16 protein-coding genes are annotated in these 19,593 nt (G+C 61.4%); 11 read left to right on the forward strand and 5 right to left on the reverse strand.

The genetic code is table 11. From position 1 onward, the window contains the following. The first annotated feature begins 232 nt into the window (after nucleotides 1-232). Nucleotides 233-991 carry an SDR family oxidoreductase gene (locus NJT13_RS11560; RefSeq protein ID WP_254521778.1) on the forward strand — a complete coding sequence of 253 codons (759 nt, stop codon included), beginning with the start codon at nucleotides 233-235 and terminating at the stop codon, nucleotides 989-991. A 233-nt stretch (nucleotides 992-1,224) separates the two neighbouring features. On the opposite strand, the gene NJT13_RS11565 is transcribed toward NJT13_RS11560, so the two are convergent. Next, complete coding sequence (locus tag NJT13_RS11565; protein WP_254521780.1) at nucleotides 1,225-4,317, reverse strand: replication factor C small subunit; 3,093 nt, start codon at nucleotides 4,315-4,317, stop codon at nucleotides 1,225-1,227. Between the two features lie 209 nt (nucleotides 4,318-4,526). Here NJT13_RS11565 and NJT13_RS11570 point away from each other — a divergent pair, with 209 nt between their 5' ends. From NJT13_RS11570 to NJT13_RS11585, 4 genes are all read left to right on the forward strand, one after another. Beyond that, nucleotides 4,527-5,615, forward strand: a complete 1,089-nt coding sequence (locus NJT13_RS11570; protein WP_254521782.1) for a bactofilin family protein — start codon at nucleotides 4,527-4,529, stop codon at nucleotides 5,613-5,615. A gap of 65 nt (nucleotides 5,616-5,680) precedes the next feature. After that, nucleotides 5,681-5,944: a ubiquitin-like small modifier protein SAMP2 gene (samp2, locus tag NJT13_RS11575; protein WP_254521784.1), complete on the forward strand. Its 264-nt coding sequence runs from the start codon at nucleotides 5,681-5,683 to the stop codon at nucleotides 5,942-5,944. Between the two features lie 57 nt (nucleotides 5,945-6,001). Further along, the gene (locus NJT13_RS11580; RefSeq protein ID WP_254521792.1) at nucleotides 6,002-6,433 is read left to right on the forward strand and encodes a GNAT family N-acetyltransferase; all 432 of its coding nucleotides are present in this window, start codon (nucleotides 6,002-6,004) and stop codon (nucleotides 6,431-6,433) included. 99 nt (nucleotides 6,434-6,532) lie between these two features. Then, on the forward strand, nucleotides 6,533-6,907 hold the full coding sequence (locus NJT13_RS11585; protein ID WP_254521794.1) for a hypothetical protein: 375 nt from the start codon (nucleotides 6,533-6,535) through the stop codon (nucleotides 6,905-6,907). A 101-nt stretch (nucleotides 6,908-7,008) separates the two neighbouring features. On the opposite strand, the gene NJT13_RS11590 is transcribed toward NJT13_RS11585, so the two are convergent. Together NJT13_RS11590 and NJT13_RS11595 are read right to left on the reverse strand one after the other, a co-directional pair. Further along, entirely contained in the window at nucleotides 7,009-7,566 is a 558-nt protein-coding gene (locus NJT13_RS11590) for a hypothetical protein (protein WP_254521796.1), read from the reverse strand. A 188-nt stretch (nucleotides 7,567-7,754) separates the two neighbouring features. Continuing rightward, nucleotides 7,755-8,933: an aspartate kinase gene (locus NJT13_RS11595; protein ID WP_254521797.1), complete on the reverse strand. Its 1,179-nt coding sequence runs from the start codon at nucleotides 8,931-8,933 to the stop codon at nucleotides 7,755-7,757. Nucleotides 8,934-9,154: 221 nt separating this feature from the next. Between NJT13_RS11595 and NJT13_RS11600 the strand changes: the two genes are divergently transcribed. Continuing rightward, nucleotides 9,155-9,592 carry a hypothetical protein gene (locus NJT13_RS11600; RefSeq protein WP_254521799.1) on the forward strand — a complete coding sequence of 146 codons (438 nt, stop codon included), beginning with the start codon at nucleotides 9,155-9,157 and terminating at the stop codon, nucleotides 9,590-9,592. Nucleotides 9,593-9,658: 66 nt separating this feature from the next. Here the strand turns inward: NJT13_RS11600 and NJT13_RS11605 are convergent, their stop codons facing one another. Continuing rightward, nucleotides 9,659-11,224 carry a DNA-directed DNA polymerase II small subunit gene (locus tag NJT13_RS11605; RefSeq protein ID WP_254521801.1) on the reverse strand — a complete coding sequence of 522 codons (1,566 nt, stop codon included), beginning with the start codon at nucleotides 11,222-11,224 and terminating at the stop codon, nucleotides 9,659-9,661. Between the two features lie 315 nt (nucleotides 11,225-11,539). Between NJT13_RS11605 and NJT13_RS11610 the strand changes: the two genes are divergently transcribed. Both NJT13_RS11610 and NJT13_RS11615 read left to right on the forward strand, forming a co-directional pair. Continuing rightward, nucleotides 11,540-12,424 carry a S26 family signal peptidase gene (locus NJT13_RS11610; protein WP_254521803.1) on the forward strand — a complete coding sequence of 295 codons (885 nt, stop codon included), beginning with the start codon at nucleotides 11,540-11,542 and terminating at the stop codon, nucleotides 12,422-12,424. 64 nt (nucleotides 12,425-12,488) lie between these two features. After that, on the forward strand, nucleotides 12,489-13,436 hold the full coding sequence (locus NJT13_RS11615; RefSeq protein ID WP_254521805.1) for a S26 family signal peptidase: 948 nt from the start codon (nucleotides 12,489-12,491) through the stop codon (nucleotides 13,434-13,436). Nucleotides 13,437-13,791: 355 nt separating this feature from the next. On the opposite strand, the gene NJT13_RS11620 is transcribed toward NJT13_RS11615, so the two are convergent. Further along, nucleotides 13,792-15,621, reverse strand: a complete 1,830-nt coding sequence (locus NJT13_RS11620) for a Cdc6/Cdc18 family protein (protein WP_254521806.1) — start codon at nucleotides 15,619-15,621, stop codon at nucleotides 13,792-13,794. Nucleotides 15,622-17,228: 1,607 nt separating this feature from the next. Here NJT13_RS11620 and NJT13_RS11625 point away from each other — a divergent pair. The 3 genes from NJT13_RS11625 to NJT13_RS11635 are packed head-to-tail and all read left to right on the forward strand — an operon-like array spanning nucleotide 17,229 to nucleotide 19,410. Further along, nucleotides 17,229-17,867, forward strand: coding sequence for an Era-like GTP-binding protein (locus NJT13_RS11625; protein WP_254521807.1), 639 nt, complete (start codon nucleotides 17,229-17,231; stop codon nucleotides 17,865-17,867). A gap of 5 nt (nucleotides 17,868-17,872) precedes the next feature. Continuing rightward, nucleotides 17,873-18,274: a DUF2073 domain-containing protein gene (locus NJT13_RS11630; protein WP_254521808.1), complete on the forward strand. Its 402-nt coding sequence runs from the start codon at nucleotides 17,873-17,875 to the stop codon at nucleotides 18,272-18,274. Next, nucleotides 18,274-19,410 (forward strand): OapC/ArvC family zinc-ribbon domain-containing protein, encoded by a 1,137-nt coding sequence (locus NJT13_RS11635; protein ID WP_254521809.1) that lies wholly within the window; start codon nucleotides 18,274-18,276, stop codon nucleotides 19,408-19,410. Before NJT13_RS11630 ends, NJT13_RS11635 begins: the two co-directional genes overlap by 1 nt. Nucleotides 19,411-19,593 lie beyond the last annotated feature (183 nt).

Raw genomic sequence — 19,593 nt, forward strand, 5'->3', positions numbered from 1 at the left:
GTGGGCATCGTCCGTCGGTAGGATCGAGGTCCACGGTCAACCGACGCGTCCGGGAAGCCGTCGAGCGAGCGGACCCCACGTGACGGTCGATCGGACCCACGTTCCGGTGGAGGAGGCTAGCCACGAGCACCGACCACCCATCACCGATGCGAGATCGTGGACGGTCACCAAACATTTTTCTCGACATACCCGCTACTAGTGGATGTATAATAGCTGACAATTCGAGAGAATTATGAACGGCATTCGAGACTCAGCGGTGATCGTAACTGGAGCGAGTACCGGTATTGGCCAAGCGGCGGCACTGCGGTTCGCCGAAGAGGGCGCGAACGTCGTCGTGGCGGACGTCGACGTTCAGGACGGCGAACAGACCGTCGAGGACATCCAGGATGCGGGAGGCGAGGCGACGTTCGTCGAGACGGACGTGAGTGAGCGAACGGACGTCGAGGCGATGGTCGAGGAAACCGTCGAGACGTACGGCGGGCTCGATTTCGCGGTCAACAACGCCGGCGTCGAGGGCGACACGCACCCGACGGCCGACCAGCCGATAGACAACTGGGAGCGCGTCATCGACATCAACCTCAAGGGTGTGTTCCTCGGGATCCGCGCTGAACTGCCCGCGATGCTCGAGGACGGTGGCGGCGCGATCGTCAACATCTCGTCGACCGCTGGCGAGGTCGGCTTTCGGGGAGGTAGTCCGTACGTCGCGAGCAAGCACGGCGTCATCGGGCTGACCAAGACGGCCGCCCTCGAATACGGCAACCAGGACGTCCGGGTCAACGCCGTCTGTCCCGGGGTAATCCAGACACAGATGGTCGACCGGGCGGCCGAACGCGATCCCGAGATGATAGAGCAGATCAGCGCAGCGACGCCGCTGGGCCGCATCGGCCAGCCCGAAGAAATCGGCGACGCTGTGGTCTGGCTCTGTTCGGACGACGCCTCGTTCGTGACCGGCGAAGCGTTGGTCATCGACGGCGGCTACGTGAGTCAGTAGGGCGTCGAGCCTGAACGAGGAACTCGACACCCGAACACGGGAGCAGCGACGCTACTCGGGGGCGAAGTCGATCGCGTCGCCGCAACACGGACTCGGCGAACCACGCCGATCGGTGCCGTTCGAACGGCCGGAATCGGTACGTCCGCTGTGACGGGTCTCCGTTCCGTCTCGCGTGCCGGACAATCGCTTGCGATCCGGTGTGTCGCACTCCGCCAGCAGAAACGCGGATTGCGCTATCCGTCCGCCTCGAGCGCCAGCGACGCCAGCATCGCCTCGAGTTGCAGGCGTTCGTTCGCGCCCTCGGTGATCCGGTAGTCGACCTCGCCGAGGCGTTCGAGCAGTCGGACCGTCGCCTGCTCGGGAATGTCGAATTCCCACGCTGAGCGGTGCAGTTGATCGATGACGTCGCCGCCGGCGAGGCCGCGGTCGGTCAACAGGTCCTCGAGGGCGGCGCGGGCGGCAGTGAAGTCGCCGCCGATCGCGTACTCCACCATCGCCTCGACCTCCTCGGGGCGTGCGGTGGCGGTGATCGCGAAGACTGTCGCTTCGTCGACCGTCTCGCCCATCACCGCGGCTGCCTGGAGGCCGTTGATCGCCTTTCGCATATCGCCGTCGGCCGCGTAGACCAGGGCGTCGACGCCGTCGTCGGTCACCTCGATCCCCTCCGTCTCGGCGATGTCTCGAATCTGCGCCTCGATCGCCTCCGCCGAGAGTTCGGTAAACCGGAAGACGGCACACCGCGACTGGATCGGGTCGATGATCTGGCTCGAGTAGTTACACGAGAGGATAAAACGGGTGTTGTTCGAGAACTGCTCCATCGTCCGGCGCAGGGCGGACTGGGCGTCGGAGGTGAGCGCGTCGGCCTCGTCGAGGAAGATGATGCGGTGGTCGTACCCGCCGAACGAAGAGCGCGCGAAGTCCTTGATCCGATCCCGAACGACGTCGATCCCGCGCTGGTCGGAGGCGTTCAACTCGAGGAAGTTCTCGCGCCAGTCGTCGCCGTAGACCTCGCGGGCGATGGCCTGCGCAGCGGTGGTGTTGTGCATCACCGTCGGGACGTCACCCGCGACGTAGTTTCGCGTCCCGGGAACCGTGAGATCGTAGACGCGGCGCTCGTCCTCCACGCGTGTTACGTTCGTTACGCGGTCGAAGTAGAGCGTGCCACGGGAAAGCCGATCGAGCACGACGAGTCGTTCGACGACCTCCATCGAACACATTTCGGCAGCCACATCGAGAACCCGATCGGCGACGGTCGCGAACCGCGGCAGCGACGCGAGGTCGTGACCGTTATTCTCGACGATATTTCTGACGTCCCTGCCGGATAACTCCGTCCCATCTGCGATTCGATTGTCCGAGACGCCGAGTGCGTCGATCGCATCACGAAGCGATTCCTGGACCGATTTCGTCTCCGGCAGTTCCGTACGCGATTCGAGCGTGACGAGCAATTCACTCGCGCGGGTCGCGGTCGGGGATCGTCGACCGTCGGAGTATTCGAGCAACCGGTCGGTCCGGATTCCGGTTGCCGCTTCGACCTCCTTTCGTGCCTCGAGTGGTTCCAATGCGCCACGCTGGTCGATCCACGCTGTTGGAACCGAACTCACCGATTGAATTTCGGATCGAACCCGCTCAATATCCCGCGTGACGCGCTGTGCTGCGTCGAGACGGTCGGATGCTGCCTCGATAACGCGTTCGATATCCTCGAGATAAGACACCCGACCGGGGTTGTCGGGATTCAGACTCTTCGTCATCAGCGGCTCTTTGGTCAGCGCGAGCGTTCGACAGAGGTCGTCGACGGCCGTCTGAGCGGGGATCGTGTCGTGATTCGGGTTCCCGGTTTGCTCCGTTGCAGAAGCGAGTCGACCGCGCTTGTGGTCGATGGTGAATCCGATGGCCTCCTCGAAGCGAGAGAGTGCCCACGATCCTGAGATGTACAGAACGTGATACTCTTTGGTCGTATTCGATCCGTTCGTCGCCGACTTTTCGACTCGCTTTCGCCGCGTCGGAATTCCGAACGTGGAGAGGAGATACGAACAGAGCGTTATCACTGTCTCGTCTTTCTGTGATAGCTCGATCGTTCCCTGTTCAGCGACGTACGCCTCTGAATCGAAGACAGCCTGCAGGAAGGCTGCGCGGACGTCCTTCGAGGCATGGACGAGGGAGGTACCGAGAGCCGAACCGGACGATTCACCGAAAACGTCGAAACAGGATTCGAGGAAGTGATGGAGCGACTTGGTTCGCAACTCGACGTACGGCACGCCTTTCTGTGTACCACGAGTCGTCTCGATACCGAACAATCGCCGTGCGATTTCCGCGAACGATTCACGGAGGGCATCGTCCGTGTTATAGAATTTGATTCGACCGTTTTCGATCCGTGCTTCACTAATTGCGAGACCGACGAAGCGCGCCAAATCCGGCGTGAGTTTCCAGGGTGGCGTGATCGGTCGGGACCGCTTGTTGTACGGCGTGACGTATTGAACGGACTCGACGTGGGATTGGAGTTCCGATTCCTCGACGTCGAGCGAACGTAGATATGCAAGTGAACAGGTCGTCGACGGCACCTCGAAATCGACCGATGTCCTGCGTGCATACTCCGCGGCGGTATCGCGGGAAATCTCGTGCTCTGTTGCGATCTCGTCGATCGAATATCCTCGGCGAAGACAGCCGATCACTGTCTTCTTTTGCCCCACATAGTTCTCTTCGACCGGAACGTCGTATCGGCGGGCAAACGACTTCGAGACGGTGACGAACGTCCTATCGCCGTCCATCAACGAAACCCACTCGAGCGACGGAGACGAATCGTCGTTTGATATCGGCGTTTTCAGGGGCCTGACGATACGCTCCCCGTCTGATATTGAGTCAGCCCGTCGCCACGTTAGTCCCGTTTCGTCCGCGACGAGGAGTTTGTGTTCCGGTGTGACTGTTATCTCGTTTCCGTCTCGGGTCTCGACCGAAACGAGACCGGCCGCGTCCCGAGAGTAGACGTGTGACGGGGTGACGTACTCGAACGAACCGTCATTGGCGTAGGTGAGTACTTTGAGGTCGTCATCCGGCGTGTCGAATCCGTCGACGTCGCCAACGACTGCTGATATCGGGGCGACCCCTTCGTTCGTCAGAACCGGCGTCTCTCCAGCAACACATTTCCCGGTACCGGCCGGCCCCGCGAACATGAGATGGGGGAGGTCGTCCTGCTCGACGTACCGCTGGAGTCGCGGAACGATGTTCTCGTGGCCCTTAATTTCGTCGAGCCGTTCCGGACGGTACTTCTCGATCCAGACCTCGGTCCTGCCGGGGGTCGATTCCGCCGCCTCGGCGTCGGCCTCGCTCATACCGTCACCAGACCGGGACGAAAGATAAATCGCCCGAAGGCCGGTCTCGGTTCGGACGTCGCCGTCGACCGGGGGAGTGTCGGGCGATCCCGACCGCACGGTCTCCGCCGCACCGGCGAGTACGGACCCGATCGAAATCGATCGGTGACCGACACGGTTCCTGATATATGCATTACACGTTTTTCTGCGTGCTCGTGGAAGGACGACGCATGGACGGGGAGAATCACCGATCACGACTCGTCGTTGCGATGCTCGTCGTGATTATCGCGTTCGGTATCGGTCCCATGACGGCCGCCGCCCAGCCCGACCCACAGGCGGGCGGCACGGTCGTCGTCGAGGAAGGGGAGTCGGTCGACGAACTCGAGTCGTTCGCCGGAACGGTGATCGTTCGCGGAACGGTCACCGGGGACGTCAGCGCCCTCGCGGGCGACGTGACGATTACCGATACCGGGTCGGTCGAGGGCGGCCTTGAGGTGGCTGCCGGGAGCGTGACGATCGCGGGAACCGTCGACGACGACGTCGAGATCGCAGCGGGAAGCGTGACGGTTACCGAAAATGGCACCGTCAACGGCACGTTCATGGTCGGCGCGGGCAACGTGATCGTCGACGGGACGCTCGGGGACGACGCAGAGATCGGCGCCGAAACGATCCGCCTCGGCGAGACGGCGTCCATCGACGGCGACCTTCGCTACGACGGTGATCTCGAGGGGAACACCGATGCGGTCGCTGGTTCGGTCGAGGAAGATTCCTCGCTCGGCATCGACGCTGCACCGACGGTGCAGCCGTTCGCGACGTGGATCGTCGCGGTCTACACGCTCGTGGTGAACCTGCTTCTCGGTGCCGTGTTGCTCGCGTTGTTCCCGCGGTTCTCCGATAGCGTCGCCACGAGCGTCGCGACGGGACCGATCCGCTCCGGGCTCATCGGACTCGGCGTCTTCGTCGGCATTCCCGTCCTTCTGATCGCGCTCGCGATCACTATCGTCGGTATCCCCCTCTCGATCGTCGGCGCCATCGCGTTCTCCTTCCTGCTCTGGATCGCCACCGTATACGGCTGGTACGCCATCGCCGCTGCCGTTCTGTCCGCGCTCGGTATCGGAAATCGCTGGCTCGCGCTCGTCGTCGGGTTGGTCGTCGGCGCGGCGATCACCAGAGTCCCCATCGTCGGCGGCCTCATCACCTTCCTCGTCCTTCTGCTCGGACTCGGGGCCATCGCTCGCGGGCTGTACGGCCACCGGCGGAACGTCAGAGAGCGAGGGCAGCGAGTCGGACCGAGCACCGACGAACCGACCACGGACTGACCGACCGACACGTGAATCGACCACGGAACGACGCGCTCAAGGCCGTCCCACCGTAACTGGCGCGCATGCGCGTCACCGTCGACGTCAAGGGCGAGGACACCTACGAAATCGATCTCGCGGCGGTGGCGGATCCTGCCGACGCCACGACCGCCGGGAACGCGGAGCCGACCGACACGACGCCGACCTACGCGGACCTGCTCCGCGAAGTCGACTTGAGTCCGCACGAGGTGAGCGTCATCGTCGACGGTCGGCCGGTTCCCGAAGATCAGCCGGTCGAGAGCGATCACGTGACGGTGTTGCGGCTCATCAAGGGCGGATGCGGTCGGTGACTCGTTCGATCCGAAACCGACACGTCGATGGCCCACCTCGGTCGACGCGTCCGACGAATGTTCGTCCGTACAGCGACTCCCGACGACGCACTCGAGATCCGTCGAATCCTCGACGCGGCCATGCTCGAACCCGGGAACGTCGAACATCGAATCGACGCCGGCGATGTCCTGGTGGCGGGTGATCGCCGAGGGGGAACGAGCACGAACGAGCTCGGTGTCACCGGGAGCGAGCGGATTCTGGGCACGATCGTTCTCGAGCCTCGCGAATCGAGCCCCGGTGCCCACGTCGGCGCAATCGGCGTCCGCCGTCGCCATCGGGGACGCGGGATCGGCCAGGCACTGATCGAACGAGCGCTCGAACTCGAGGGACGACTCACGGCCAGATTCGACGACGACGTGCGCCCGTTCTACGAACGGCTCGGCTTTTCGATCGAACCGATCGACGAGCACCGCAACCGGGGTGTCGCGGTGACGGCAGATCGCGCCTGATCGGCACCGTCGCGACGTGCGAGGCAACGACCGCGACACCTCGAAACCCGTCTCCTGCCGGCGCAGCTTTATCCGACAGAACGTGGTAGCACCCTGCGCATGGCGCTCCAACGGATGCTCAGCGGCGATCCGTCGAAGAGTTCGAAGGTCTATCTCGCGATCGGTGCCCTCTCGCTCGCGAAGGCAATCGCAGTTCGAAAGGACCGAGAGCGGTTCCGGCGCGAACTGCTCGACGCAGGCCTGTTCCTCGGTGCTGGACTGGCCCTCCGCCGATTTAGCCGGATCAAAACCGAAAAACGGCAGGAACTCGAGTCACAGCTCCCGGAGTGGGCGGTCGACGCGCTCAGGTCCGAAACCGCTTCTCGAGGAGTCCGAACGATCGCCAAGCAGCGACTCCGCAGCCGATCCGAAACGAAAGCACAACCGGAACCGACGTTCCGGGACCGCGCTCGCACCGTTCTGGCGAGGTTGTAACTGACACAGCGGCGGTCACGGAAGCGCCGCGAGATCGAGTCCCGCGATCCGCGGGGCCGATCACGGTTTCGCGACGAATTCTCGCCGCGAGCGGGAGCCGCTCAGCGGTGCGTCTCGGCCGGTGCCGACTCGGTCCACTGGAACTCGGCCGCGTCGTCCGTCGAGTCGCCGGTTCCGAAGGTATCGTTGGAGACGCGAGTCGCGGTCGGGTCGGGGCCGACAAGTGATAGCGTTTCGGCCGATTTGCGTTCGGTCGCCGCCGCGTCCGCGACCGAATCGGTAGTCTCCGGACCGGAATCCGCCGTATGCTCGTCGGTTTCCGACCGGACCGCGACGCTCGGTTCGGAAACGAAGACGGAGTCGAACTGGTCGGCGGGATCGTCGGCACGGGGCGTGGAATTCGACGTCCCTCCGCCAGTCGATGGGCCATCTCTCCGTCCGTTCGCATCCCTCGAGGGAGCCGCGATCACCTGAAGCCTGGCGAACAACGTCTCCGCGGTCTCGTCGTCGGCGTCGATTACTGGATCGGTCGTCGCCTCGTGCTCGCCGGCGCTCTCGATGAGTTCCTCCGGTGTCTCCACGTCGTAGGCGTCGAGGATCGCGTCCGGGTCGGCTTCGACCGTCTCGAGTACTTCCGTCACTGTCGAATCGGTGCTCATAGCACCGTTTCCACCGCTTTCCCCCTTCGTTACGCTGGGGCTACCGGAGCGGTGCTCGTCGGATACGCTCGAGACCGAGAGTTTCGCAGAATGCAACTAATCAGCGAGGGAGGTGCCCGCACCGGGTTTGTGGAAGTGGCGGAATCGAGCGCGGACCCGACGACCAGTCGGGCTCGAACCGCCGCGTGCTAGAACAGATCCTGGGTCAACTCGAGCGTTTGCTCGCGGTCGTCCCAGTTGACGAAGAGCGCGACGCTCGTGGCGCTCGTGATGATGTCCTGTAAGTGGATTCGGGCCTCCGCGAGAGGGTTGACGATCTCGCTGATGATCCCCGGCTGATTGGGGAGTTCGCCGCCGGTGACCCGGACGACGGCGATCGGCGAGTCGACGGTGACGCTCGAGAGTTCGTCGCGAGCGATGACCTCGCGATGGAGAATGTTTTCGGCGCGTTCGGCCTCCTCTTCGTCGATGTAGAACGTGATAGTGTCCATCCCGCTGGCGACGGCGTCGATGTTGACGTCGCTCTCGGCCAACGCTTCGGAGAGGTGGTTGAAGATACCCGGCTGGTTGCGAATCGCACGGCCGGCGACCGTCAGGCAGGCGAGCGGCCGCTCGCGCAGATCGACGAGGTTCCTGAATTCGCCTTCGATGCTCGTGCCTCCGGAGAGGAGATCCCCGTGCTGGTAGTGGACGACGCGAACGTCGAGCTTCCCGTCTTTGTACGACAGCGCCGAGGGTGCGACGACCTCGGCCCCGCGAAACGAGAGGTTCCGGAGTTCGTCGACTGAAATCTCGCCGACGTTGCGAGCGCCTTCGACGACGTGGGGGTCGCCGGTCATGACTCCCTCGACGTCGGTCACGATGACGACCTCGTCGGCGTCCATGTACTTGCCCATCATGACCGCCGTCGTGTCGCTGCCGCCACGACCGAGCGTCGTAATCGACCCGTCCGGTCCTTCCGCCAGGAATCCGGTGATGACGGGCACGGTCTCGTCGAGTTCTGCGGCGACGTTGCCCGCGCGTTTCTGCGTCTCCTCGACGTTAACCTCGCCATACTCGTCGGTGACGACCGGCCAGTCCTCGCTTCCCGGCTCGAAAAACGTCGCGTCGATATCACGAGCCGAGAGCGCCGCCTTCAGCATGCGAACCGACGTTCGCTCGCCCATGCTGACGATCTGGGCTCGGTCGGCTTCGTCAGTCTCGAACGTGATTTCGTCGAGCAGTTCGTCGGTCGTCGACCCCATGGCGCTGGCGACGACGGCGATCTCGTGTCCGTCCTCGACGGCGGCGGCGATCGAGTCCGCGGCGCGGTTGATCCGGTCGCCGCTACCGAGGCTCGTCCCGCCGAACTTCGCTACGACGCGCATACTACCACCTCACAGGAGGCTCGCGTTGCGATCGAGTGGCTCATACTCGGTCCGTTACCAGAGCGGGCAGATAACTGTGTCCCATCGTCCGCATTTTTAGTCGGCCGTTCACCGGCCGTGAGACGGCTCGCGAACGTGTCGAAAGCCGAGATACAGACAGCCGGGGTCGGACCCCACTCGCGACCGGGATTTATTGTCGTGCGCAGCATTACCACACATCGATGAACGTACGGGATGCACTCGAGGCCGACGCCGACGCACTCGCGTCGATCGCGGACTCCCCGACGGACGTGATGCGAAATCTCGTCCACGACCGAACTGTGCGCGTCGCCGAGGACGGGAGCCACGATCCGAACGCGGACGTGTCGGACTCGCAGTACGACGGCTCAGATCCGGAGGACTTGCTCGGATTCATTAGCTTCGACGCGCGCGAGGACACCGTTCACGTCACCCAACTCGACGGGACGAGCGAGGCCTGCAAGCGGTTGCTCGCCGAACCGGTTCGATTCGCCGAGCGCGAATCGATGGCCGTCGAACTGCTCGTCTCACAGGACGCCGATTCCATCGAGGCGGCTGCCGAGGAACTCGGGTTTCGGCGTCGCGGCCGCGGGCCGCAGTTCGATGGGTCCCCGACGGTACGGTTTCGACTCGAGCCCTAAACGGAACTGACGGTACGGTTTCGACTCGAGCCGTAGTCCTCGCCGGACGGTCGATCTCGAGATTCGTCACGAGAATTTCTGAACGGTCACGTCGAGCGTGTCCAGATCCACGATCGGCGCGAAGCCGGCGTCGGGATCGATGTTGACGCTCTTCTGAAAGTCGGTCTGGGCCTGCCAGCAACCGGAGTTGATCGCGAGTACATTGTGATATTTTCCGAACCCGAGCTTGTGTACGTGGCCCGTATGGAAGATGTCGGGCACCTCGTCGATGATGAGGTAATCTTTCTCTTCGGGCGCGAGTCGGGTGTGACCGCCGAACTGTGGGGCGACGTGGCGCTTCTTGAGGAGGTGGTACATCGCTTTGTGCGGATCGTCGTAGCTGGCCTTTTCCTCGGGGAGTTCCGCGATCACCTCGTCCAGGGAAACGCCGTGATACATCAACACGGAGACGCCCTCAAGCGTTATCGTCGACGGGTTGCTCACGATCCGAGGATCGTGTGCGGACATGATCTCCCGCAACTCCTCGTCGAATCCGGGCTGTGGCTCGGCGAGGCGGACCGCATCGTGGTTCCCCGGGATCATGACGATCTCGATGTCGCCGGGTACTTTCTTCAGGTGCTCACTGAACGCTTCGTACTGTTCGTAAATGTCGACGATGTCGAGTTCCTCGTCCTGATTCGGATACACACCGACGCCTTCGACCATGTCACCCCCGAGCAACATGTACTCCACGTGTTGGGCCTGGTCGGTGTGCAGCCAGTCGGTGAACGCGTTCCACGCGTCCGCCATAAATTCCTGGCTGCCGACGTGGACGTCGCTGATCAGCGCCGCCTGAACGTGGCGATCAGCGGTCGACGGCTCGTGCGTACGGGGCACGTCCGGGAAGTACATCGAATCGACGAACGCGATTCCCGAATCGTCAGCGAGCGTCCCTTCCATCGCGAGCACCTCGTCGCAGAGTAATTCGTCGACGAGGTCGACGTACTCCCGGTCTTTCATCACCAGCCAGGGGAACGTTCCGGTCGCGTCCTCGAGTTCGATCAGCCAGTGACCGCTCGCAGTCGATCGGATGTCGTTGACCAGACCCACCATCGCAGCCTCACTGCCGCCGGGCATCGCCTGAATCGCCGACGCCGGCCGATGGTTGACCCGGGATCGAAGCGTCGCTCCCAGTCGATCGAGCCTGTCCCGGAAAACCGAGACGAAATCGCTATACTCGCCCGTTCCCGTGCTTTGGCCGGTCATATCGCCGACGATCTCGACCGACCGTTTCGACGGATCGGCGGAGCGGCCGGCGGCGGAAGACCCCTCCGTTTCAACTGGAGATCGACCGGTCGATGCTCGTCCCTCCGGGGTAGTTCCAGTCGAAACGGAGGGGGTTCGGTCTCCCGCCGGAGGCGGGTTTTCCGAACCGGCCGCATCGGTCCGATCAGCGGGGTCGGTGGTCGAGAGGGCCGCCTCGACGTGCGCACTCCGAACGACGAGAGCGTCCTCCGGCACTTCCTCGAGAACGCGTTCGAGCGCGGCAGTCGAATTCGCGGCCGCTGCGAGTTTCGTGACGGCCTCACGCTCTGCGTTGTACCCGCGGGACGTGAGTTCGCTGACGATTCGAGCGGAGGCCTCGAGTGGCACACGCCACGCATTCGCGACGGACGGCAAAAGGGTAGCGGATCACTCTCACGTGGTGCGCGTGGTACCGAACTCCCGTTTCGGGGGACGGAGACCGTTCTGTCTCTTTCCCGTCCGGAAAAACGGAGACCGTTCAGTCTGTGCGGGGGTCCAATCTGTCCGAACGGGACCCCGGACCCGCTCGGAGCCCGGACCCGCTCGGAGCCCGGACCCGCTCGGAGCCCGGACCCGCTACGGGTTCCCGCGAAACGGCTGAATTTGAAATCCCGACCGAAGCCTCCGCAAAGTTGATACTACGTTCCGAGAAACGGAGTGTCGATGGATGGGTCTGACGAGACGAACCGGAGCCACCAACGGGCCAGCTCTCGGGACGATCGTCACCGATTCGTCGGGAAGCCGTCGGGCGGTCGCGGTGACGTCGATCCGAGCACGAAAACACGGCCTCGAGACCGAGAGGGCGAGCGGATCCGGATCGAAGACGGAATCGTCCGATGGCTGCTCGAATCGGACGCGCTTCCGATCGCTATGTTTCGCACCGTCGCGATGGCAATCGCAATCATCGGATTGCTCAGTCTCCTCCTGTTCGGGATCAGCGGTCAGCTACCCGTCCTGGTCGCCGTCGAGAGCGGGAGTATGCAACCGAATATGCAGACAGGAGATCTCGTCTTCCTCGTCGAGGAAGGCCGATTCGCCGGCGACGGGGCCGTGGCGGGCACCGGCGTCGTCACCCTCGAACGCGGCCGGGAGAGCGGTCATCGAACGTTCAACAGTTCGGGCGACGTCATCGTCTTTCGACCGAACGGCAACCCGGCCGAGACGCCGGTGATCCACCGCGTACACTTCTACGTCGAAGACGGCGAAAACTGGGTGCAAACGAAAGCAGATCCGAACGCGATGAACGGGGCGACTTGCGTCGATATCCCGTCGTGTCCGGCGGCCCACGACGGATTCGTGACGAAGGGCGATGCGAACGACGCGTACGATCAGCTCCCGCGGTCCGGCGCCGAGACGACGGTCGTCCGCCCGGATTGGGTGACCGGCAAAGCGATGGTTCGCATTCCGTGGGTCGGTCAGATTCGGCTCGCGATCGATTCGGTCGGTACGGCGACCGGCGTCGGCTCCATCGTTATCGTCGCCACCTCCGGTGCGATCGCGCTCGTTCTGTTCGGAATGGCAGCCGGAACCGACGAGGGCGGCTCGTAGTTTGACACAGCACAGACTCCCGTGAACAGAAAGTTGATTGTCGGCCCGGGCAAAACAAGGGACAATGAGCGGTTCTAATTCCGGGAGACCACCCGACGATTCCGGCGACGATCGCCCTCGACAGGATCGAGGCGCCGGCAACCCTCGAACGACGAGAGAGCCACGACGCTCCGGGTCAGATTCCGACGGCGTGTCGATCGAAAACGACGGGGTCGTTCGCTGGTTCCTCGAGACTAACGACGAGAACGTGGTCTTGGTACGTGATATTCTGAGTAGCGTCGCCATCGTCGCCGTTATCGGCCTTATCTTGTTCACCGTTAGCGGAATCTGGCCGCCGCTGGTCGCCGTCGAGAGCGGGAGTATGCAACCGCACATGGAAAAAGGCGATCTCATCTTCGTCGTCGACGAGAACCGATTCGTCGGCGACGGAGCCGTAGCGGGCACCGGCGTCGTCACCCTCGAGCAGGGGCGAGAGAGTGGCTATACGAAGTTCGGGATGGCAGGGGACGTAATCGTCTACCGGCCCAACGGGAATGCAGCAGAGACACCGGTGATCCATCGGGCCCACTTCTGGGTGGAAGAGGACGAAAAGTGGGTCAACACCAAAGCCAGCGACAAGATCGTCGGCGACAAAACGTGCGACGAGGTCGCCAACTGTCCCGCCCCGTACGCGGGCTTCGTAACGAAGGGGGATCACAACGGCGGGTACGATCAACAGCGGAGCCACGGCGCCGATACCAGCGTCGTCAAATCCGAATGGATCACCGGCAAGGCGAAGTACCGGGTTCCGTGGCTCGGCCAGATCCGATTGACCTTCGATAGGATCCTCGGCGGGATGCTCGTTCCCGGATCGCCCGCGAGCCCGGCGCTCCAGGGAGTCGATCCTGCGACGATCACGACACCGTCGCCCGCGAGCCCTGAGACACCCGGCTCGAGGCTGAACGGCCAAGCCGGCATCGCCGGCATCGCTAGTGTCGGATCCGCAGCGGCTATCGGCCGGTATCGCCGCTGAATCGACTCGCACAGTCGGTCGTCTCTCAGACCGGAACGCGTTTCGGCCAATCGAGAGGTGTCGGCGTATTCCGTGCGACATTTCGTTCGATCTGGCCGCTTCGTCTCCGTTCCACCACGTTCGAACGCGTGACCACAGCCTCCACTCTCTGGGTTCCGTGGGCCACAACGGGAGGTTTCTGTCGGGGCGATCTGCAGTTGAAACGAAGGGGGTAGGGTCGGGCCAGTCGAATTCCGGTGTGCGGTTACGATACCGGAGACGACACATCGCGGAACGCTGTCCGTCTCACGCGTTGGAATCGAAAATCGAACGGAGAGCCCGATAGAAAGGCGAGTTTCGGCCAGTACGTTTTCGCTTAGTTTTCGAATCGGGCCTGGATGAACGGCTGGACGTCGTCGATATCGCTCAGTCGGGAGTCGCTCAACAGCACCGCCTCCGTCTCTTCGAGTGGAACCGAGAGACTGATCTCCTTCGTACGACCGTACCGGCCCTTCGAGACCACGATCGCGTTGACGATGCCGAGCATGTCGAGTTCGCTGATGAGATCCGTCACGCGACGCTGCGTCAGGACGTCCGCGTCGATCTCCTCACAGAGTCGTTTGTAAATGTTGAACACTTCGCCGGTGTTGATGCTGTGAACGCCGTTTTTCTCGAGCAGAATAATCGCGAAGAGGACGAGTTTACTCTGCGTGGGCAGCGTACGGACGACTTCGACCACGCGATCGAGTTCGATCTTGTCCTGGGCCTGTCGGACGTGTTCTTCCACGATCGTTTCGGCCTGGGACCGCTCGGCCAGCTCGCCCGCCGTGCGAAGCAGATCCAGCGCACGTCTCGCGTCACCGTGTTCTTGTGCCGCAAACGCCGCACACAACGGGATCACGTCCTCGGAGAGCGCTCCGTCCTTGAACGCGACCTCCGAGCGGTGTTCCAAAATATCTCGTAGCTGATTCGCGTCGTACGGCGGGAAGACGATCTCCTCTTCACCCAGCGAGGATTTGACCCGCGGATCGAGAAAGTCCGTGAACTTCAAATCGTTACTGATCCCGATGATCGACACTCGCGAGTTCTCGAGTTCGGAATTCATCCGCGAGAGATTGTACAGCGTATCGTCGCCGCTTTTCTCGACGAGTTTGTCGATTTCGTCGAGCATGATGACGACGACCCGCTCGTCGTAATCGACGGCGTCGAAAAAGACGCTGTACACACGGTCGGTCGGCCACCCCGTCATCGGAACTTCCTCGAAGGACTCCTTGTCGTCCTCGAGTTCTGCTATTCGGTCGTCGACATCGTCACGAGTATCGAACGGGGTGGACTCGAGGGGGTGTGTCGCCGGGGTCGTCGCGTGATCGGTGGCTGCGGAGTCGGGGAACGAAGAATCCGTCGTTTTGGAATCCGAGGTTGCGGAATCGGACGGTGTGGAATCGAGGTCGTCGCCGCTACCGATCGTGCGATCGGATCGGTCGACGGACGACGCAGCGTGTTCGTCTGGAGACCCCTCCATTTCAGGTGGAGAACCGGACGACTCCGTCTCCTTTTTGCCTCCAGTCGAAGCGGTGGAATGTGGTTCACGTTCCCCGTCGGAGACGAACTCGAACGGATCCGACACCGTCCGGTCGCCCGAATCGGGACGACCGTCAGTAGCGTCCCCATCGGAATTGGCCTCGTACTCGGCTACGTCATCCAGCAGCGACTCGAGGTCTGCTATTCGATCGTCGATTCGTTTCTCGTTCTTTTCGATGAATTTGTTCGCGAGCTGAGCGAGGACGCGGTACTGTGTATCGGTGACCTCGCAGTTGATGTATTCGACGTCACACGGGACGCTGTACTTCTGTGAAGTGCTCTCGAGTTCTTTGCTGACGAATTTGGCGCTCGCAGTCTTTCCGGTCCCGGTTTTTCCGTAGATGAGAATGTTCGATGGGGTTTCGCCGCGGAGCGCAGCGACGAGGATCGTCGCCATTTTGTTGATTTGATCGCTCCGATGGGGTAATTCGTGCGGTGTATAGGACGGGCGAAGGACTTCCTTGTTCCCGAAAATCGGTTCGCCACTGAGCAAATCGTCGAACAGGCCCTGGTTCGACTCCTCTTCGGTGCCGATATCTGGGTTCTCCAAGTTCGACGAGAACACGTTCGTTCCGTCGATCTCGGTCTCGTCTGATCCTGCGATTTCTGAGTCGTCGTCTGACATTCGTCGTATGCGAACCCCCTTATTTCGAGTGGAAACCCGAACCAGTAGCGAGGAATTTCACAGTGTGATGGCCTCCTCCAGAGAATCCACCGATTCATACGTCCGATCCGGGTCCAGTTGATGCAAACGAAACAGAGGAAAAGCATGCTAATAAATTCTTCCCTTCCTCTTGGCCCGTGCGTGAGAATAAATAGAGACGTACCTGTAACAGAAATTTCCGTGGAGACCGACGTGAGGGGCCACAGCGGAAGAACGTGCAGAACGAGAGGACGTTGCCAAACTCTTGTCCTGCAGTGGAGTCGACGACAAAATCGAGTTCTCACTCGAGACGAAGAGCCGAGTGGAACCGATCACTTTCGGTTCGAAATCCAGTTCGACGTCGCTTTGCTGGTCGATGTGACCCGGGAGACGATCGTCGAACAGGGCGAGTGGCACGCGGTGAGTGTTACTAACTATATCGGTGATTGCCGACCGGTACCGCTACTCGAGTCGGGTCAAAAACAGTTCGGTTCAAATGCGTCGGACGTTTCGGTTCAGATACGTTGAATTTCTCACGACGGATCGAATCCTTGATTCGATAAAGGGCAGTGGCTCGACCAGCACATTGCCACCGAAAGAGAGGCCGTTCGATCCGAGTGACGCACCGGGATTAGTGTGCATCAGTTGATATATTTTCGACTCCGTGAGTTGGATTCAGCCTGTCGAGTTACGTTCGTTCACCCCTCGACAGGATTGGTCCCGGAAGATGCCCTATCGATCATTCCTCGGAGGGGGTGGCTGAGGTGAATTCATCGATTGTGTCCGTCTAACAGTTGCAGGGGTGGACAATGAAAGAGTGTTCAGTGAAAGAGCGGTGAGCGAAGCCACAGGTAGGAGCGGAGGTGTTGGTTAACGAGTTGGTTAACCTCTACCCCCCCACCCCTTCGTTTCAGGTGGAACGGATGGAAGGGGAGGGGTGGGTGACGGAGAATTTAGGACGGGAAGTTTTATTAGGTAGGGTGCAAAACAGTATCCGCAGAACTAGCAAAGTTGAACTAGTTGCTAGGGTTCATCTTTGTGTTACTAGTCTAAACTAGAACGCACGTTCTGTACAGCTAGAGTTACTAGACACACGATCAAATTACTAGAGCGGCCTTCTCCCTCGAGTTCACGCGGTAAATCACTTCTCTCTCCCCTGCAGCGGAAGTAACGGGGGACTGACCCGCTACTACATCCGATCGGCTCGTTCAATCCGTCTCCGGTCCTGGCGATCTCCACCTGAAACGAAGGGGTGGGGGGGCTGTCTCCGAGATCACCTTCTGGTATTATGTGTCATTGTGTGCTAGTATATCTCCCTTCTTCATTCAATGATAATTGTTATCAATACGATTCACACGCGATAAGACTCATGACCTCACGACGTTGTCAACCATCACGACAATGTTAGGTGTCATGAAGTTGTCAAGTGACGCGATGCGTATCACGATGTATCGGTACGGATTACACAGGACATTCCTGACCGAGACTCACTCCAACTCGTCGAACTGTCACTTCGTCTGACGTAGTCTTAAGTGAGTTCAGTTTGTAGTGAGCGCAGATGCACCCCGCGGTGCTGGAGGCCCCCACAGATGGGACTGTTCACAGAACTCAAAGATAGTATCTCTCGGGTCACGGATCGCCTGTTCTCGGAACAGGAACCGAAACGTATCGGTATCTACGGTCCACCGAACGCCGGCAAAACGACGCTTGCAAACCGAATCGCACGCGACTGGACTGGCGATGCGATCGGTGCGGAAAGTCACGTCCCTCACGAAACGCGACGCGCACGACGGAAAGAGAACGTCGAGATCGAACGGGATGGCAAGACGGTGACCATCGACATCGTCGATACACCCGGTGTGACGACGAAGGTCGATTACGAGGAGTTCACCGACGAGATGGACGAAGAGGACGCTATTCGTCGGTCCCGGGAAGCCACCGAGGGCGTCGCCGAGGCGATGCACTGGCTTCGAGAAGACGTCGACGGCGTTATCTATGTTCTAGATAGTGCTGAAGACCCGATCACACAGGTCAACACGATGCTGATCGGCATCATCGAATCCCGTGATCTTCCAGTTCTCATCTTCGCGAACAAAACCGATCTCGAGGAATCGAGCGTCAAGCGGATCGAAGACGCATTTCCGCAGCACACGACCATTCCGCTCTCCGCGAAGGAGGGCAACAACATGGAGGAAGTGTACGGCAAGATCGCGGAGTACTTCGGGTGATAACGATGCCGAAAGCTACCAACGCCGACGACTCTGACCCATCTGACGGCGTACAGATCGACCTGATCAGCGGGGAGCGGATGGACGGTATGGCAACGATGGAGAAGATCAGGATGATCTTGGACGGCGTCCACGACGGTAACATCGTCGTCCTCGAGGAGGGATTGACTCCCGACGAGGAGAGTCGACTCATCGAGGTGACGATGGCCGAGATCAGTCCCGACGAATTCAACGGGATCGAAATCGAGACCTATCCGAAATCCGAGACTCGCGACTCATCGCTGCTCGGCCGCATTATGGGGACCGATCAGACGGAAACGAAACTGACGGTGATCGGCCCGGCAAACCAGATAGAGACGCTCCACAAGGACGAAACGCTCATCAGCGCGCTCGTGTCCCGCAACTAATGCCTCATCAGTGTACGAACTGCGGCCGGACGTTCGCCGACGGCTCCAAGGAAATGCTGTCGGGCTGTCCCGATTGCGGCGGCAACAAATTTCAGTTCGCGCCGACTGCCGCGGCCGCAGCTGAATCGTTCGACGATGGCGGTGACTCGCCGTCCGCCTCGTCGGCCCGCGGGGGCGGATCGACGACCGTCGACTCGTCTGATTCGACAGATCCAGCTGACCCGTCCACGTCCGCCGAGTCGTCGAGTGTCACCACGCGAGCCGCTAAGACCGTTCGCGATTGGGTGTCTACCGACTCGTCGGGCAGCCAGAACGACGAGTACACTGACTCACCCGAGCACGCACACCGGAACAGATCCGACTCTGCCGGACGCCAGCAACCGGATCGGTCGCACGCAACCTCGCGGGCGGACAACCCGTGGCCCTCGAGTGCGAAGCCGGAGACCGACGAATCGAGTTCACCGACGACCGACGAGTTTGCCGAGTGGCCCGAGTCGGCTCGACGGCCCGAAGATCGGTCCGGCGCTCAGAACGAACCCGAGACGACAGGTGACGGGCGCGAAGAGTTCGAGACGACAGGTGACGGGCGCGAAGAGTTCGAGACGACAGGTGACGGGCGCGAAGAGTTCGAGACGACAGGTGACGGGCGCAAACGACGAGTCGAACGGGACGCCGATCAGCAGGATCGGTCGTCGGCAGCTCCAGCCGAACCGCGGACGAAAGACGAAAACGCAGCGCAAGCCGACGCCCGCAGCGAGGTGTTTTCAACGAACGACCTGCCCTCCTACTCGTCGGGTCCGGATCGATCCGCCTCGGAACGAAGTGCCGCCGGCAGTGCTCGGGCGGATTCACGTGCCACCACCGAAGGGACCGCTACCGGGGCCGACGACGCTCAGCCACCCGAACACGGTCGCGTCGTCAGCGAACCGAGCGGCGAGCGCCCCTCTATCGAGGAACTTCGCGCAGAACTCAACGAACAGTTCGAAAGCATCAAGATCGTCAGACCGGGCCAGTACGAGCTCAATTTGATGGAACTCTACAATCGCGACGAGTACATTATCTCACTTCAGGAAGATGGCCGATACGTGATCGACGTCCCGGATTCCTGGCGCGCTGGCGACGACGGTGAGGACTGAGCGTCGCCGCACGGGGCGATCGAGCCGTGGAACCTGTCCGTGTCTCGAACGTGTCGCCGTGGTCTTTCCAACTACTACCGGACTGTTTCGACTCCACGTCTCTTCGAATACGCTCAAAATCGCCATACTAGGTCTTTTCGATCTCCATCTGAAACGGTGGGTTCCGGGACGCGTTCCATGAAT

It is taken from the genome of Natrinema caseinilyticum, from assembly GCF_024227435.1.
In the GTDB taxonomy this organism is placed as follows: Archaea; Halobacteriota; Halobacteria; order Halobacteriales; family Natrialbaceae; genus Natrinema; species Natrinema caseinilyticum.